We start from the raw sequence: 15,115 nt of genomic DNA, 5'->3' as shown, positions 1-15,115 counted from the left end.
GGCGCCGGACTTCAGGGATGAAGTCCGGCGCTTTTCGTTTGTGATACAGTCTGGATGCTCTGGTAAACGCTGTGTTAACCGCGTTGGGAGAAATTGATCGATATCGATTCTTAGGGATTACGGACGAATGAGCGTTCAGAGTATACGACCGCAGCTGACCGAGCAGGACATAGAACGGCTGATGCGGGGTGAAACCCCCGAGCAGCGTGCGTCCGTGGCGCATCGCGTTTGCCGCCGTATTGCACTCGACGTGCTGAGCGACCGGGAAAAGTCGTTCGCCAACGAGATCATGGCGATCCTCGCGGAGGATTCAGCCGATCTGGTGCGCCGGACCTTGTCTGTCACGTTGCGCAACTCGCCCGTCCTGCCGCGCGAAATTGCTCTCAAGCTGGCCCAGGATATCGAGGCCGTTGCCATTCCGGTGCTTCAGGATTCGCCCGTCTTTACCGATGAAGACCTGATTGAACTCGTGCTGGCCGTTACAGCTGCCAAGCAGGCGGCCATTGCCAATCGCGATTCCCTGTCGATCACGCTCACCGAAGTGATTTCAGAGCATGGCGCAGTGGAGGCCGTTCGGGCGGTATCGAAGAACAATGGCGCTGAATTCAGCGACAAGGCCTATGACGACACGCTGCGCCGTTTCGGCGCCGACGAGATCGTTCAAAGCGGCCTGATCAAGCGGGACTTCATTCCGACGCACATCGCGGAAAAGATGGTTTCCCTTGTTTCGGGGCAGCTGTTTGACCTGCTCGTCAACCGGCACGAGTTGCCGGCCCAGATGGCCATTGACCTTGCAGGCAGCGCACGTGAGCGCGCGACAATCGATCTGGTCGAACAGGCGGGCCGCACGCACGACCTGCCGCGGTTCGTGTCCCAGCTGAACCTGAACGGGCGTCTCGGGCATTCGCTGATCATGCGTGCGCTGTGCTGCGGACAGATGCCGTTTGTCGAGCATGCGCTTGCGGAATTGTCAGGCGTCGGGCACCAGCGTGTCTGGCTGATGATCCACGATGCCGGTCCGCTCGGGCTTCAGGCCGTGTTCGATCGGGCCGGACTGCCACGCAAGATGCTGCCGGCGTTTCGAGCCGCCGTGAACGTATTTCACGAAACCACCCATGATGGCGGCGCCAATGATCGCGCAAGGTTCCGCGCGCGCATGATCGAGCGGGTTCTCACACAGTTCCAGGCCATCCCGAAGGATGACCTCGAATACCTGCTCGAGAAGCTCGACTATTATTCGGAAATGGCCGCTGAAGAAGAAAGCGAGAAGGAGTTCGACGCCGCCTAGGCGTCAGCTCTCGGGTGCGTCGCGGCATGAACGCCAACGCGCGCCAGGTATTCGCCATCGCGCCAATGGGCATTTTCTGCGACAATCAGGATGCCCGACGCATCCGCGGCCTCAACCAGGTCCATCAGGTCGGGATTGGTTTCAAGCGCTCTGGCATCGACGCGGATCGTATCGATCAGCAGGCGAAGTGAATCGCTTAGAGGCGTCTGCCATGACCGGCGCATGTCAATGGCAACACGAAAGCCATGACGGCGCAGCAAACCCAGCCTGCCGACATAGTCAGCCGCGCCCCCGGCGAAGGCCGCGTCTGCAAACTCAAGGCATACTTCCTGTTGGCAGAGTGACGTCCGGCGGATGGCGGCGTCGCAAGCGACGGCCGTGTTCGAATGCGCGAGCGCTGCGATCGGAGCTGACACGAGTATGGGCCTCTGGCTGGCTGGCTGGCCATGCGTGGCGCTCGCGATGCGGCTCAGCTGGTCGGCCAGCCACTTGGCAGGGTTGGCAACCTCGTTCGGCATGGTGCGGGGGCCAAATGCGACGCGTTCTTCGAACGCAACAGGAGTCTCGCAAATCTGGCCAAGGGAATCGCCGCTCAAGAGGTGAACAACCGTATGAAACCGGAATTGCGGAGCAGGGGACAGGCGGGCCTGACGATCAAGCGGGGATTGAATGGCGCGCATGGCCAGCTCCTTTCCTGTGTGTTGTCTCTTGCCTTCCCTAAGGGCGAGAGTTGAACATCACCCGCAGATATTCGGCTGCATTTTTGCGAAATTTGACCAATCGAGGTTACCAGCATGACGAAGACCCCTTCGACACCACACCTGTCAGCCACTGTGCTGATCATTCGGGACGGAGAAACCGCACCCGAAGTCCTCATGGTGAAGCGCCATTACCAGATCGATTTCGCGGCTGGTGCGCTCGTATTCCCCGGCGGCAAGACAAATGATGAAGACTCAAGTCCTGATTGGGATCCCTATACCGACGGCGACTTTGGGCCGGTCCAGCAGGATGCGCGAATTGCGGCGGTACGTGAGGCGTTCGAGGAGTCAGGACTGCTGCTGGCGCGGCACGAGAACAGGCGTGGACCCGGCGCGCCGCTTGTCGGCCCCGAGATATCCGAGAAGCTTGCACCACACCGCGGCGCTGTTGACCGCCGGGAAGAAAGCTTTCTGGAGCTGATACGCGATAACGGCCTCGTTCTGGCGCTCGACAGCCTGATCCACTTTGGTCACTGGATCACGCCGGAGATGATGCCGAAACGCTTCGACACGCATTTCTACCTGGCGCCAGCTCCGGCGGACCAGATTGCCGCGCACGATGGCCGCGAAACAACCGATGCCGTCTGGCTTGGCGCAAACGATGCGCTCGATATGGAGCTTGCCGGCAAAGCCACGATCATTTTCCCGACCCGTATGAACCTTGTGAAACTGGCGCGCGGCACGTCAGTGGCCGAGGCGGCTGAACGGTTCGGTGCAGAACCTATCGTGACAGTGCTGCCCCAGGCCGGGAAGACCGATGCGGGCGAACCCTGCCTGTTCATCCCCGAAGAGGCAGGATACGGACAGACCGTGGAACTATTGTCGCGGGTAAATGTCTGATCAGTTGGCGCCGGCCTTCGAGGCCACCGATTGCTCGAGCGCATCGCAAACAGCGTCAGCGACCGAATCCGAGCCGTCCCCTTTTCCGACGCCGATAAAGGCTGCGCGGCAGGCTTCGACATGCAGGTTTATGAGGGCCGAGTTTTCACCAGGGTGCGTGTCGCTGAGCAGGGTCGCGAGCGATCCGCATAGCCGAGATATGGCGGGGTAACCGTAGGATCCGGCGACCCCGCGTATATTGTGGGCCGCCATGAATACGGCGCGGTATGCTTCCGGCGTCGCTTCCGGGACATTGGCGGCGTTCCAGGAGGCAATCAAATTGTCCAGGTCTGCAGACATCCAGGCATCGAACTGCCCGGAAAGGGAATCAACGGCGGCCTCGGCCTTGTCGGCAAGTTCTACCGGATCGACCGAAATGGCGATTGTGGGCTTCTCACTTGCTTGCTCGGGGGCGCGGATCTTGATGACGCGGGATATGTCTGGCGTGGAGACCTGCTTTGCTTCAGCGGTCGTGCGGCCTTTTGCGAGGCGCCATTTCCCTAGTAACTTGTCGAACATCATATCGCCCCGCATCTACCAGACGATATTATGAGCCAATCTTTAAAAAAAGCTGACAAACCAGGGCTCCATCAGAAGGCGAATTGTTCGCGTAATATACGCTCATCCAGCGCATGCCCGGGATCAAACAGCATGGTCAGCCGCCGGTCCCGGCTCTCGCGTATCTGCACATGAACAATGTCCCTGACCTCCTGATTGTCGGCAGCAGCGGCCACAGGCCGGCGGTCGGGGGCGATGACGTCAATGTTGACGATCGCGTCGTGGCGGAGAAGCGCGCCTTTCCAGCGACGCGGCCTGAATGCGCTCACTGGGGTCAGCGCCAGGAGGTTGGCGCCAATTGGCAGGATCGGGCCATGTGCCGACAGGTTGTAGGCGGTCGATCCGGACGGCGTGGCCACCATGACGCCGTCACAGGTGAGCTCTTCCATGCGTACTCGGTCATCGACCGTGATCTTGAGGCGGGCGGACTGGGCCGTCTGACGCAGCAGCGAGACTTCATTGATGGCCAGCGCTCTGTGTCGTTCGCCATGGGTATCGGTTGCGATCATGCGGAGGGGAATGATGCTCGCCCGCTCGGCGGCATTGATGCGCTCGACCAGTCCTTCGAGGCTGTAGTCATTCATCAGGAATCCCACGGTTCCGCGGTGCATGCCGTAAACGGGCTTGTTGTCATCGAAACGGCGGCGGAGCGTATCGAGCATCGCCCCATCGCCGCCAACAGCGACGATCACGTCGGCGTCCTCTTCCGGTACGTGTCCGTAAAGTCGCTGCAACTCAGGCAGGGCTTCCTGCGCTTCAGGACGCTTGGAGGCGAAAAAGGATAGTCGTAACTGGGTCATGCCGCCCACATGTCGGCGGCGCCGGAACAATCGTCAAGGCGTTCGATGCCTGCGCTATCCTGACGCCAGTGTCAGGTTTGACTGGCGTGTGCCTGCGATTTCCGGTACTTTCCTTCGAAAAGATGGAGGACAATGGAATGGCCGATGGTGCCCAGAAGGTTGATATTCGCGGATCCGTAAGCGCGGACGAGTGGAAAGCGCGCGTCGATCTGGCTGCGATGTACCGGCTTGTCGCCCTTCATGGCTGGGACGACATGATCTTCACCCACATTTCCCACCGCGTGCCGGGTCCGGACCATCATTTCCTTATCAACCCTTATGGCATGCTGTTTGAAGAGATCACGGCTTCATCTCTGGTGAAGGTCGATCTCGACGGTAACGTCATCCAGGAAACAGAGTATTTCATCAATCCGGCAGGCTTCACGATTCACTCGGCTGTCCACGCTGCGCGCGAGGATGCGCATGTCGTCATGCACCTGCATACCGATGACGGTGTTGCCGTGTCCTGCCAGAAAGACGGCCTGATGCCCCTAAGCCAGACATCCATGCTGGTGCGCCATGATCTGGCCTACCATGACTATGAGGGTGTTGCCCTCGATCTCGGAGAGCGTGAACGCCTCGTGGCCGATCTTGGCACCAAGAACACCATGTTGCTCTACAATCATGGCACTTTGGTCGTTGGCGGCACCGCAGCTGAGACATTCCTGCGCATGTTCTTCCTTGAGCGTGCCTGCACGATGCAGGTTCGCGCACTGTCGGCGGGCCGGGACGGTGTCATTGTCGCTCCTGAAGCCGTTCAAAATGTCGTCAAGGGCCAGAGCAATCCTGAAGGCACGAAAGTGCTGGCCAACCGCCTCGCCTGGCCGGCGCTGTTGCGCAAGCTGGACCGCCAGTCGCCCGGATATGACTCCTAAGGGTATCCACGTATGCGACAAAAACAGCCTTTGTCGTAGTTGAGGATTATCAACCGGGCCGAGCCCGCTTATCTAACGCCAGAAATCCAAAAGGGCGACCACAAGCCATGAAGCATCTCAAAGCATTCGAAGACGCCCTCGGCGAAATCCATGGCGAAGGCCGCTATCGGGTCTTCATCGATCTTCACCGCCATCGCGGACGGTTTCCCAAGGCGACCGCGCGGTTTGAAGATGGCGAACGGGAAGTCACGATCTGGTGCTCGAACGATTATCTCGGCATGGGCCAGGATGATGACGTGATCAATGCGATGCACGAGGCGATCGACAGCTTTGGTGCGGGTTCGGGCGGAACGCGCAATATATCGGGTACGACACGCTACCATGTCGATCTTGAGCGGGAACTGTCCGACCTGCATGGCAAGGAATCGGCGCTCTTGTTCACATCGGGCTATGTATCCAACGAGGCGACGCTATCGACGCTGGGCAAGATCCTGCCCGACATGATCATCTATTCCGATGCGCTAAACCACGCATCCATGATTGAAGGCATTCGCCGGTCGGGTCTGGACCGCCGCATTTTCCGCCATAACGATGTCGACCATCTCCGTGCCTTGCTGGAACTCGATGACCCGAAACGGCCCAAGCTGATCGCGTTTGAAAGCGTCTATTCTATGGATGGCGATTTCGGCCGGATGGAAGAGCTTTGCGATCTGGCGGATGAATTCGACGCCCTGACCTATCTGGACGAGGTCCACGCGGTCGGGCTGTACGGGCATAACGGGGCAGGGGTCGCAGAAATGCGGGGCCTCGCCGACCGGATAGACATTATTGAAGGCACGCTGGGCAAGGCCTATGGCGTGATGGGCGGATATATCGCCGGGCATTCGACGGTGATCGACTCGATCCGTTCGATGGCCTCCGGATTTATCTTCACGACGTCGACCTGCCCGGTCATGGCGGCAGGTGCGCTTGAGAGCGTATCCAAGTTGCGCACCGATGAGGGGCGCCGTTTGCGGTCCGTGCACCAGGCGAATGCAGCGTTGCTCAAGCAGAAGTTCGCGGATGCGGGCCTGCCTGTCATGGACTCACCCTCGCATATCGTGCCGCTGCTCGTTGGTGACCCTGAGCGCTGCAAGGCGCTGTCCGACACACTCTTGTTCGATTTCGGCATCTATGTTCAGCCGATCAACTACCCCACCGTTCCGCGTGGCACTGAGCGCTTGCGGTTTACGCCAAGCCCGGTTCACGGCGAGGCCATGATGGATGAGCTGGTGGCGGCTATTCTTGCGGTATGGAAGCAACTGGGTCTCGATCAGGCTGCCTGAGGCGCCCTGATTTATCTGTTTTTCATCGAATACTTTATATTTTACCGTGACTTCTTCTTGCCGAGGCCAATGTCTCTGGCGTGCTGCGACCGGATTTTGGCATAGTTCGGGGCAACCATCGGGTATTCGGCAGGCAGGTTCCAGCGTGCCCGGTACTCTTCCGGTGTCATGTCATAGCGGGAACGAAGATAGCGCTTCAACATCTTCAGTTTCCGGCCATCTTCAAGACAGATCAGGTAGTCTTGCGTGATGGATTTCGCAACAGGCACTGCAGGTTCCGGCGCATCTTCCGTGGCAGGCTCTGCTTTTGACAGACTGACAATCGTGCCATGGACAGCCTTTATCAATTCCGGCAGCTCAGAGACTGGAACTGCATTGTTGGCTACGAATGACGACACGATGCTCGTCGTCATTTCCAGCGCATCGGTGTGGTCGATTTCACCCATGATTAACGATGCCCCGTTGCGATAAATGTGCGCAGTTTGCGAGATGATTCAGCCCCGTTCCCTATAAATATCATATAAATTCAAGTAATGGCACCCAATATTCGCCGATTTGGATGGCAAAGAATACTACGAATTGCATGCTGTTCTTGGTAAATCGTCGTGGTTGCAGCAGGAGTGCAGGCGGCGTAAAGACGTGCTGACCCTTGCTAACGGAGATTCTCATGGCTGACACGGCAGCACCCGCGCAGATCAAGCAGCGCGGTTTCTTTACAATGTCGGTGTCAGAAGCTGATCCCGAACTGTTTGCGGCCATAGCGGCTGAACGGTCGCGCCAACAGCATCAGATTGAATTGATTGCCTCGGAGAATATCGTGTCGCGGGCCGTGCTGGACGCGCAGGGATCAATTCTCACGAACAAGTATGCCGAAGGCTATCCCGGCAAGCGCTATTATGGCGGTTGCGAATTTGTCGATATCGCCGAAAACCTGGCGATTGAGCGCGCCAAGGCCCTGTTCAACTGCCAATACGCCAATGTGCAGCCCAATTCGGGCAGCCAGGCCAATCAGGGCGTGTTCCAGGCCGTGCTGAAGCCGGGTGACACAATTCTTGGCATGAGCCTTGATGCCGGTGGCCACCTCACGCACGGCGCCAAGCCGAACCAGTCCGGCAAATGGTTCAACGCCGTCCAGTATGGTGTTCGGCGCGAAGATGACCAGATCGATTTCGTGGAAGTCGAGCGTCTGGCCAAGGCCCATCGTCCGCAGATGATCATTGCGGGCGGCTCTGCCTATCCGCGGCAGATCGATTTCCGGAAATTCCGCGAGATCGCCGATGAAGTCGGCGCGATCTTCCTTGTCGATATGGCGCACTTTGCCGGTCTCGTGGCGGGCGGTGTTCACCCCAACCCGCTAGAGCATTGCCACGTCGCGACGACCACCACGCACAAGACGCTTCGCGGACCGCGCGGCGGCATGATCCTGACCAATGACGAGGCGCTCGCCAAGAAGATCAACTCGGCCATTTTCCCGGGCATTCAGGGCGGTCCGCTGATGCATGTCATCGCCGCCAAGGCGGTCGCGTTCGGCGAAGCGCTGACGCCTGAGTTCAAGGCCTACGCCGCCCAGGTCGTGGCGAATGCGCAGGCCATGGCTGCGGCCTGCAAGACCGGCGGGCTGGATGTTGTGTCTGGCGGCACGGACACGCACCTCGCGCTGATCGACCTGCGTCCCAAGCAGGTGACCGGCCGTGACGCAGAACAGGCGCTGGAACGCGCCTTCATCACCTGCAACAAGAACGGCGTACCTTTCGATCCGGCCAAGCCGACCATTACCAGCGGCATTCGTGTTGGGTCGCCCGCTGGAACGACGCGCGGCTTTCGCGAGCCGGAATTCACGCAGATCGGCAACTGGATCGGTGAGGTCGTGGACGCAGTCGCGGCGGGTGAAAGCACGGCGGTTGAAGACAAGGTCCGCGCTGAAGTGAAGTCGCTGACAGCCCGGTTCCCGATTTACGACGGCCTTGGAGCTTGATGCGCTTTGCGATGTCCGTTTTGTGGTTCTGAGAATACAGCTGTAAAGGACAGCCGTTCGGCTGAAGACGACACCGCAGTGCGTCGCCGTCGCGTGTGCGACAGCTGCGGCGCCCGCTTCACCACATTCGAGCGTGTCCAGCTGCGTGAGATCATTGTCGTGAAGCGCGACGGAAAACGGTCCTTGTTCGAACGCGACAAACTGTTCCGGTCGATATCTGTCGCCGTGCGCAAACGACCTGTGGACCGCGAACGCATCGACCAGATGGTGTCCGGAATCGTGCGGAAACTGGAAAGCGCCGGCGAGTCCGAAGTGCCATCTTCCCAGCTCGGCGAACTGGTCATGGAATCCCTCAAGCGCGTCGATCCTGTTGGCTATGTCCGCTATGCCAGCGTTTATCGTGACTTCAAGGATCCGAGCGACTTTGCGCAGTTCATCGAAAAAACTGCGCTCGAAGAAGACAATGACGAGTTATGAGCGGCGTGAGGGTCACCCTCAAGATCGCAACGTCGCTGGATGCGCGTATTGCGCTGGCTGACGGCACCAGCCAGTGGATCACGACGAGTGGTTCCCGCGCACGCGCCCACCAGATGCGCGCCGCACACGATGCCGTCCTCGTGGGCATCGGCACCGTCCTGGCCGACGACCCGCTGCTCACGGCCCGCACCGTGCCCATGCCTGCCAGGCAGCCAATTCGCATTGTCGCTGACTCCAGCGGACGGACCCCGAAACAATCGCGCCTTGTCCAGTCCATTTCCAGTGGCCCTGTCGTTGTCGCAACGGCAGGCCAGCCGCAGGATATCCTCGCGGCCAGCGGCGTTGACATCTGGCAGTGTGGAAACGGGCTGCGCGTGGACGTAACCGCGCTTGTGCGCCGCGCAGAAGGCGAGGGGATCACCTCCATCCTGCTGGAAGGCGGGGGAACTCTGGCTGCGTCCTTCATCCGGGCCGGGCTTGTTGACGAGATCGCCTGGTTCCGCGCACCAATCCTGATCGGCGGGGACGGCCTTCCGGCGCTTGGCGGGCTGGGGCTCAGCGATCTTGCCTCTGCGTCACGCTGGCGGCCTGTCGCAACGGAACGGATTGGAGATGACGTTCTCGATACTTATGTTCGAATTTAGCATAAGTCCGGCAAAGGATACGCCCCGCAATGTTTACTGGTCTCGTCACTGACGTCGGAACGGTCCGCAAGGCCGAGGCGCGCAATGGCCTCATGCGCTTCGAAGTCGAAAGCGGCTATCCGCTCGACGGCGTCGCCATGGGGGCGTCGATCATGCATTCCGGCGTATGCCTTACGGTCGTGGATATGGGGCAGGGGGAGCGCGGGGCATGGTTTGCCGTCGAGGCTGTTCCGGAAACCCTGTTAAAAACCGTGCTTGGCGAATGGAATGTCGGCTCGCGCGTCAATCTCGAACAAAGCCTGAAGCTCGGCGACGAGCTTGGCGGCCATTTCGTGTTTGGCCATGTCGATGGCGTCGGTGAGGTCGTATCGATTGAACCGGAAGGGCAAAGCTGGCGGCTCACCATTCGTCCCCCTGCGGCAATCGCGCGCTATTTTGCAACCAAAGGGTCGGCCGCCATCAATGGCGTGTCCCTCACTGTGGCAGAGGCCTTGCCAAATGGCGATTTCCAGCTGGCCATCATCCCCCATACCTGGGACGTCACAACACTTTCAGAACTGGCACCCGGCTCCCACGTAAACCTTGAGATCGATATGCTGGCACGCTATGTGGCCCGCATGATAGGCGCCGACGCGCCGGAAGGACCCCCTCAAAATGTCTGATGAATTCCAGCACGCGATTTCGTCGATTGACGAGATCATCGAAGAGGCCCGCAACGGCCGCATGTTCATTCTTGTCGATGCCGATGATCGCGAGAATGAGGGAGACCTGATCATCCCGGCCAATTTCGCGACGCCGGAGCACGTCAACTTCATGGCGCGTCATGGCCGCGGGCTGATCTGTCTCGCGATGACCCCCGAACGTGCCCACACGCTCAACCTTGATCCGATGACGCGTAACAATCGTGAGAGCATGCAGACCGCGTTCACCGTCTCGATCGAAGCGAAAGAGGGCGTGACGACCGGCATCTCCGCGCATGATCGTGCCCGCACCATTGCGGTTGCCATCGACCCGACCGCTGACCACGACGACATTGTCTCGCCAGGGCATGTCTTTCCGTTGATCGCAAAAGAAGGCGGTACGCTGGTGCGTGCAGGCCACACGGAAGCGGCAGTCGACATATCGCGCATGGCCGGGCTCTATCCCGCCGGCGTGATCTGCGAAGTGATGAATGATGACGGGTCGATGGCGCGCCTGCCGGACCTCGTGGCCTTCGCGCAGTTCCACAACCTGAAAATCGGGACGATTGCAGACCTGATCCACTGGCGCCGCGAGAATGACCGGTTCCTTGAGCGCCGCGTCGAAGCACCGCTCCACTCCGCCTATGGAGAAGGTTTCAAAACAGTCTGCTTCCGTAACAATCTCGATGGCTCCGAGCATATCGCCATCGTTCATGGTGAAATCACACCGGATTCCACGACCATTGTCCGGGTCCACCGCGCGGACGTCCTGGCGGATATTCTCGGCGAGTCCGGCCCGCGCCAGGGCCTGGTCGAGCGGGCCATGCGCATCATCTGCGAAGCTGAGGAGCCCGGGGTGATCGTGTTCGTCAACACGATGCGCCCGAACGCGCTGTCAGAGCGCCTGGGCCTGAAGTCCGCAACGGCGATCGATCCGTCCGCGCCGCTGCGTGAATATGGCGTGGGGGCCCAGATCCTGAGGGATCTTGGCGTTCGCAAGATGACCTTCCTGTCCAATACGCAGCCCACCCGCGTTGCGGGGCTTGACGGATACGGCCTGACCATAGAGGGCTGGCGCCGCTTGAACGAGGAGAACAACTAATGGCGGACCGCGTCCTCATTGCGATATCGCGCTATTACAAACACATCAGCGACGAGCTGGAGCTCGGCGCAGTGGAAGTGCTGGAAGCAGCCGGCGCGAAAGTGACCGTCATGGAAGTGCCGGGCGCTTTTGAAATTCCAGGCCTCGTCGCCATGGCGGCTGACAGCGGCCGGTTTGATGGCGCCGTCGCCCTCGGTTGCGTCATCCGTGGCGAGACATCCCACTATGATTATGTATGCGGTGAAAGTGCCCGGGGCCTCATGGATCTGATTGTTCAGCGCCGCCAGGCCGTCGGCTACGGTATCCTGACCGTCGAGAACGAAGCGCAGGCATGGGTCCGCGCTGACCGCAAACAGAAGAACAAGGGCAAGGACGCCGCCGAGGCTTGCCTCGCCATGATCCGGTTCCGTAAGGAGCTCATTCGTTGAGCGAACAGAAACTCCCGTTTGAAGTCATCCGTGCGCGCCGCGCAGGCGCCCGGCTGGCTGCTGTCCAGGCATTGTACGAAATGGAGCAGACCGAGAAATCGGCCAAGGCCACCATTCGTGCCTTCATGGAAGACCGCCTGGGTATCGGTCCGGACGAGCGCCCCGTCGAGGAAGCCGATCCGGACCTGTTCAAGGCCATTCTCAATGCCGTGGTCGAACATCAGGCGGTGATCGATACAGCCATCCTGTCACGCCTGTCCGAAGGCTGGAAACTGACCCGCCTCGACGCCACGACCCGCGCCATCCTGCGCGCCGGCGCGGCGGAGTTCATCGTGCATCAGGAGCTGTCCGAGGCCGTCATTCTCGATGAGTATGTCTCGCTGGCCTATGATTTCTTTGACGAAACCGAAGCCAAGTTCGTCAATGCAGTGCTCCAGAATGTCGGCCGGGACCTGCGAAAGGGCAATGCCGCCTAATCTGACTTGCGGCCCCAGGCGCGAACCTCGTCGACAAACATGCCCGGCTTTTCCATCGCAGCGAAATGCCCGCCGCTCTCCATATCGGTCCAGTGAGTGATGTTGTAGACGCGTTCGCACCAGCTGCGGGGCGGCGCCGGGTAAACGGCCTCTCCGGGAAAGTTCGCAAACCCGGTTGGCGTTTCGCAACGCTGGCCTTCCGGCAGGGTCACGCCGCCTTCCTGGAACAGGGCGTTATAGTACCAGATGCTGGTCGCAATGGCGTCGTTCACCAGATAGATCATGATATTGGTCATCAGCTGGTCCTTGGAATAGACGCTGAAAAGGTCGCCGTCCTTCAGGTCTGACCATCCGTGGAATTTCTCCAGAATCCAGGCCGCTGTTCCCATCGGCGAGTCCATCAGGGCCATGGCCAGTGTCTGCGGCTTGGTCGCCTGTTCCATGAAATAAGCGCCTTCCACCTGCATGGCAGTCTGCGACTTTCCGATCCAGTCGATCTCTTCCTGCGTCTGCGGCGTCGCAGGCGTCGGGCGGAACCCCATCATGTTCAGGTGGATCGCCTTGCACCCGCCTTTGCCGTCATGGGTGCCATGATCATGACCGATCCAGGATGTCACCAATGCGCCCCAGTCGCCGCCCTGAGCGAGGTAGGTCTCGTAGCCGAGCACATCCTGCATCAGCGTGTTCCACAATCCGGCCGTGGCCCGCTGGCCCATAGGCGATTTGGGTTTCTCCGAAAAGCCGTAGCCGGGCAGCGACGGGATCACGAGATCAAAGGCATCCTCTTCCTTGCCGCCATGCTTGGACGGGAAGGCAAGCGGCCCGATTGCGCCCCAGAATTCATAGAAGGATCCGGGCCAGCCGTGGGTGAGCAACAGGGGGCGGCTGCCGCCAGCTTCGCCAACGACATGGATGAAATGGATATCCATTCCATCGACGTCGGCCTTGTAGCTGGGATAGCGGTTGAGATCGGTTTCGGCTTCGCGCCAGTCGTATCCGGCAAGCCAGTAGCGCTGCATTTCCTTCATGACCTGCGTGGACATGCCATAGGAAAAGCCATGCTCATTGGCCGGGGCCGGAAACCATTTGTAATTCTTCACGCGATCCTGAATGGCCGCGATCTTCGCATCGGGAATATCAATCCTGAATGGCTTGGCCTTTGGCATGTGCGCGTCCTCCTGCCGGCGAGCATAGACGCAAAGCGGGCGTCACGCGAGCCGGACGCCGGGGCAGGTCAGACTGAAAAGCTGGTCCCGCACCCGCAGGCAGCGGTGGCGTTCGGATTGTTTATCTTGAATGCCGCACCGATCAGTTCGGTGGAAAAATCGATTTCCGAGCCCTGGAGGAATTCAAGGCTCATCGTGTCGATCAGCACACGCGCGCCGTCGCGCTCGATCACGAGATCGTCCGGATTGGCTGCATCGGCAAAGTCGAACTTGTAGGAAAACCCGGAGCAGCCGCCGCCCTCCACGGAAACGCGCAGGAAGTCTGCGCCGTCCTGTTTTGCCAGAATCGCATTAATCCGCTTGGCAGCGGAGGCGGACAGGGTCACATCAGGGCTCGTTACGGTGCTCATGCACACAAGATAGGGACGAATTGGCCGATGGAAAAGAGAGCCGTGTTTGCGACGCGCCACGAAGAGAGCCGCGGCCGCTATTTTGACGAGGCGCCATCGGCCACGCGAACGCCGTTTCAGCGCGACCGCGACCGCATCGTCCACTCGACAGCCTTTCGCCGGCTGAAGCAGAAAACGCAGGTATTTGTGGCCCATGAGGGTGACCATTACCGGACACGGCTCACGCATTCCCTGGAAGTCGCCCAGATCGCGCGCAGCGTGTCCCGCACGCTCGGCCTTGATGAAGATCTCGCCGAGGCGCTCGCATTGGCCCATGATCTCGGCCATCCGCCGTTCGGACACGCCGGCGAGGATCAGCTGGATGAGTGCATGCGGGCCTATGAAGGCTTCGACCACAACGCCCAGACTCTGCGTCTCGTGACCAAGCTGGAAGTGCGCTACCCCAGTTTCGAGGGACTGAACCTGACCTGGGAAATGCTCGAGGGCCTGGTCAAGCACAACGGTCCGGTGACTGGTCCCGACACGCCGATTACCAGTCTGCCGGCTGCGTTCCGCAATTTCCCTCATCTGGCCGATCTGGAACCTGACCAGTTTGCCGGACCGGAGGCACAGGTCGCGGCCCTGTCGGACGATATCGCCTACAATAACCATGACATTGACGATGGCATCGCGTCCGGTCTCTTCACCATCGACGACCTGATGGACATCCCGGTCGTGGGGGATCAGTTCCGGGGCGTTCGTATCGAATATCCGCATTTGAGCGACCGCATGGTCACATATGAGGCCGTGCGGCGCCTGATCGGCGTCTGGATCAATGACCTGACCGACGAGACACGCCGCCGCATCAAGCTCCACAAGCCCGCCAGCGCCGCCGAGGTGCGCGCGATGGATGTGCCGCTCGTTGCCTTCTCGGCTGAGCTGGAGGCGCGCCAGCGCGCGCTCAGGGCGTTTCTCCACGAGCGCATGTACAAGCATTACAAGGTCAACCGCATGCGCAGCCAGGCCAAACGCCTGCTGGCGGACCTGTTCAACATCTTCCTGGCCGAGCCTGAGACCTTGCCGCCGCCATGGCGCCAGGATGCGACCCAGGTCACCGACGCCCGCCGGGCCCGCATCGTGTGTGACTATATCGCTGGTATGACGGACACGTTCGCCATGGAGGAACACCGCCGCCTGTACGATGTCAGCGTCATGCGCTGACCCCGTTCAGTCTGTAACCGTTAACCCCGGGCGGC

The 15,115-nt window shown here is 60.1% G+C and carries 18 protein-coding genes; 12 read left to right on the top strand and 6 right to left on the bottom strand.

The window, feature by feature from the left end:
• Nucleotides 1–127: 127 nt before the first annotated feature.
• Nucleotides 128–1,288: a DUF2336 domain-containing protein gene (locus VR74_RS13195; protein ID WP_045697504.1), complete on the top strand. Its 1,161-nt coding sequence runs from the start codon at nt 128–130 to the stop codon at nt 1,286–1,288.
• Here VR74_RS13195 and VR74_RS13190 read toward each other — a convergent pair.
• Entirely contained in the window at nt 1,285–1,968 is a 684-nt protein-coding gene (locus VR74_RS13190) for an EAL domain-containing protein (protein ID WP_045697496.1), read from the bottom strand. The genes VR74_RS13195 and VR74_RS13190 overlap by 4 nt on opposite strands.
• 114 nt (nt 1,969–2,082) lie before the next feature.
• Here VR74_RS13190 and VR74_RS13185 point away from each other — a divergent pair, with 114 nt between their 5' ends.
• On the top strand, nt 2,083–2,886 hold the full coding sequence (locus tag VR74_RS13185; RefSeq protein ID WP_045697494.1) for an NUDIX hydrolase: 804 nt from the start codon (nt 2,083–2,085) through the stop codon (nt 2,884–2,886).
• Here the strand turns inward: VR74_RS13185 and VR74_RS13180 are convergent, their stop codons facing one another.
• Both VR74_RS13180 and VR74_RS13175 read right to left on the bottom strand, forming a co-directional pair.
• Entirely contained in the window at nt 2,887–3,447 is a 561-nt protein-coding gene (locus VR74_RS13180; RefSeq protein WP_299950474.1) for an Hpt domain-containing protein, read from the bottom strand. It lies immediately after the preceding gene.
• Nucleotides 3,448–3,515: 68 nt separating this feature from the next.
• Nucleotides 3,516–4,283 (bottom strand): NAD kinase, encoded by a 768-nt coding sequence (locus VR74_RS13175; protein WP_045697490.1) that lies wholly within the window; start codon nt 4,281–4,283, stop codon nt 3,516–3,518.
• A 137-nt stretch (nt 4,284–4,420) separates the two neighbouring features.
• Between VR74_RS13175 and VR74_RS13170 the strand changes: the two genes are divergently transcribed.
• Nucleotides 4,421–5,197 (top strand): class II aldolase/adducin family protein, encoded by a 777-nt coding sequence (locus tag VR74_RS13170; RefSeq protein ID WP_045697488.1) that lies wholly within the window; start codon nt 4,421–4,423, stop codon nt 5,195–5,197.
• Between the two features lie 107 nt (nt 5,198–5,304).
• Nucleotides 5,305–6,522: a 5-aminolevulinate synthase gene (gene hemA, locus VR74_RS13165; RefSeq protein ID WP_045697486.1), complete on the top strand. Its 1,218-nt coding sequence runs from the start codon at nt 5,305–5,307 to the stop codon at nt 6,520–6,522.
• Between the two features lie 41 nt (nt 6,523–6,563).
• On the opposite strand, the gene VR74_RS13160 is transcribed toward hemA, so the two are convergent.
• On the bottom strand, nt 6,564–6,968 hold the full coding sequence (locus tag VR74_RS13160; protein WP_045697484.1) for a MucR family transcriptional regulator: 405 nt from the start codon (nt 6,966–6,968) through the stop codon (nt 6,564–6,566).
• A 221-nt stretch (nt 6,969–7,189) separates the two neighbouring features.
• On the opposite strand from VR74_RS13160, the gene glyA reads away from it, so the two are divergent.
• The 7 genes from glyA to nusB are packed head-to-tail and all read left to right on the top strand — an operon-like array spanning nt 7,190 to nt 12,304.
• Nucleotides 7,190–8,497: a serine hydroxymethyltransferase gene (glyA, locus tag VR74_RS13155; RefSeq protein WP_045697482.1), complete on the top strand. Its 1,308-nt coding sequence runs from the start codon at nt 7,190–7,192 to the stop codon at nt 8,495–8,497.
• Between the two features lie 6 nt (nt 8,498–8,503).
• Nucleotides 8,504–8,974 carry a transcriptional regulator NrdR gene (gene nrdR, locus VR74_RS13150; protein WP_045697480.1) on the top strand — a complete coding sequence of 157 codons (471 nt, stop codon included), beginning with the start codon at nt 8,504–8,506 and terminating at the stop codon, nt 8,972–8,974.
• The gene (locus VR74_RS13145; RefSeq protein WP_045697479.1) at nt 8,971–9,618 is read left to right on the top strand and encodes a RibD family protein; all 648 of its coding nucleotides are present in this window, start codon (nt 8,971–8,973) and stop codon (nt 9,616–9,618) included. The genes nrdR and VR74_RS13145 overlap by 4 nt, the downstream gene beginning before the upstream one ends.
• A gap of 29 nt (nt 9,619–9,647) precedes the next feature.
• Nucleotides 9,648–10,280, top strand: coding sequence for a riboflavin synthase (locus VR74_RS13140; protein ID WP_045697478.1), 633 nt, complete (start codon nt 9,648–9,650; stop codon nt 10,278–10,280).
• Nucleotides 10,273–11,400 (top strand): 3,4-dihydroxy-2-butanone-4-phosphate synthase, encoded by a 1,128-nt coding sequence (gene ribB / locus VR74_RS13135; protein WP_045697477.1) that lies wholly within the window; start codon nt 10,273–10,275, stop codon nt 11,398–11,400. The genes VR74_RS13140 and ribB overlap by 8 nt, the downstream gene beginning before the upstream one ends.
• A complete protein-coding gene (gene ribH / locus VR74_RS13130; protein WP_045697476.1) occupies nt 11,400–11,828 on the top strand; it encodes a 6,7-dimethyl-8-ribityllumazine synthase in 429 nt (142 codons plus the stop codon). Before ribB ends, ribH begins: the two co-directional genes overlap by 1 nt.
• On the top strand, nt 11,825–12,304 hold the full coding sequence (nusB, locus tag VR74_RS13125; RefSeq protein WP_045697474.1) for a transcription antitermination factor NusB: 480 nt from the start codon (nt 11,825–11,827) through the stop codon (nt 12,302–12,304). Before ribH ends, nusB begins: the two co-directional genes overlap by 4 nt.
• Here nusB and VR74_RS13120 read toward each other — a convergent pair.
• Entirely contained in the window at nt 12,301–13,470 is a 1,170-nt protein-coding gene (locus VR74_RS13120) for an epoxide hydrolase family protein (RefSeq protein WP_045697472.1), read from the bottom strand. The genes nusB and VR74_RS13120 overlap by 4 nt on opposite strands.
• 68 nt (nt 13,471–13,538) lie before the next feature.
• The gene (gene erpA / locus VR74_RS13115) at nt 13,539–13,880 is read right to left on the bottom strand and encodes an iron-sulfur cluster insertion protein ErpA (protein WP_045697470.1); all 342 of its coding nucleotides are present in this window, start codon (nt 13,878–13,880) and stop codon (nt 13,539–13,541) included.
• Nucleotides 13,881–13,907: 27 nt separating this feature from the next.
• On the opposite strand from erpA, the gene VR74_RS13110 reads away from it, so the two are divergent.
• Nucleotides 13,908–15,080 (top strand): deoxyguanosinetriphosphate triphosphohydrolase, encoded by a 1,173-nt coding sequence (locus tag VR74_RS13110; RefSeq protein ID WP_045697468.1) that lies wholly within the window; start codon nt 13,908–13,910, stop codon nt 15,078–15,080.
• The last annotated feature ends 35 nt before the right edge of the window (nt 15,081–15,115 follow it).

This window comes from Hyphomonas sp. BRH_c22 (assembly GCF_000961795.1).
In the GTDB taxonomy this organism is placed as follows: Bacteria; Pseudomonadota; Alphaproteobacteria; order Caulobacterales; family Hyphomonadaceae; genus Hyphomonas.
The sequence above is the reverse complement of the archived record's forward strand: the minus strand, read 5'-3'. Positions and strand labels throughout refer to the sequence as shown.

Coding starts and splice junctions, on each gene's coding strand:
- ribH (WP_045697476.1), top strand. CDS start 11,400: ATGGCGGACCGCGTCCTCATTGCGATATCGCGCTATTACAAACACATC.
- VR74_RS13110 (WP_045697468.1), top strand. CDS start 13,908: ATGGAAAAGAGAGCCGTGTTTGCGACGCGCCACGAAGAGAGCCGCGGC.
- VR74_RS13180 (WP_299950474.1), bottom strand. CDS start 3,447: ATGATGTTCGACAAGTTACTAGGGAAATGGCGCCTCGCAAAAGGCCGC.
- glyA (WP_045697482.1), top strand. CDS start 7,190: ATGGCTGACACGGCAGCACCCGCGCAGATCAAGCAGCGCGGTTTCTTT.
- VR74_RS13190 (WP_045697496.1), bottom strand. CDS start 1,968: ATGCGCGCCATTCAATCCCCGCTTGATCGTCAGGCCCGCCTGTCCCCT.
- VR74_RS13120 (WP_045697472.1), bottom strand. CDS start 13,470: ATGCCAAAGGCCAAGCCATTCAGGATTGATATTCCCGATGCGAAGATC.
- VR74_RS13170 (WP_045697488.1), top strand. CDS start 4,421: ATGGCCGATGGTGCCCAGAAGGTTGATATTCGCGGATCCGTAAGCGCG.
- VR74_RS13145 (WP_045697479.1), top strand. CDS start 8,971: ATGAGCGGCGTGAGGGTCACCCTCAAGATCGCAACGTCGCTGGATGCG.
- erpA (WP_045697470.1), bottom strand. CDS start 13,880: ATGAGCACCGTAACGAGCCCTGATGTGACCCTGTCCGCCTCCGCTGCC.
- VR74_RS13175 (WP_045697490.1), bottom strand. CDS start 4,283: ATGACCCAGTTACGACTATCCTTTTTCGCCTCCAAGCGTCCTGAAGCG.
- VR74_RS13185 (WP_045697494.1), top strand. CDS start 2,083: ATGACGAAGACCCCTTCGACACCACACCTGTCAGCCACTGTGCTGATC.
- VR74_RS13140 (WP_045697478.1), top strand. CDS start 9,648: ATGTTTACTGGTCTCGTCACTGACGTCGGAACGGTCCGCAAGGCCGAG.
- ribB (WP_045697477.1), top strand. CDS start 10,273: ATGTCTGATGAATTCCAGCACGCGATTTCGTCGATTGACGAGATCATC.
- VR74_RS13160 (WP_045697484.1), bottom strand. CDS start 6,968: ATGGGTGAAATCGACCACACCGATGCGCTGGAAATGACGACGAGCATC.
- hemA (WP_045697486.1), top strand. CDS start 5,305: ATGAAGCATCTCAAAGCATTCGAAGACGCCCTCGGCGAAATCCATGGC.
- VR74_RS13195 (WP_045697504.1), top strand. CDS start 128: ATGAGCGTTCAGAGTATACGACCGCAGCTGACCGAGCAGGACATAGAA.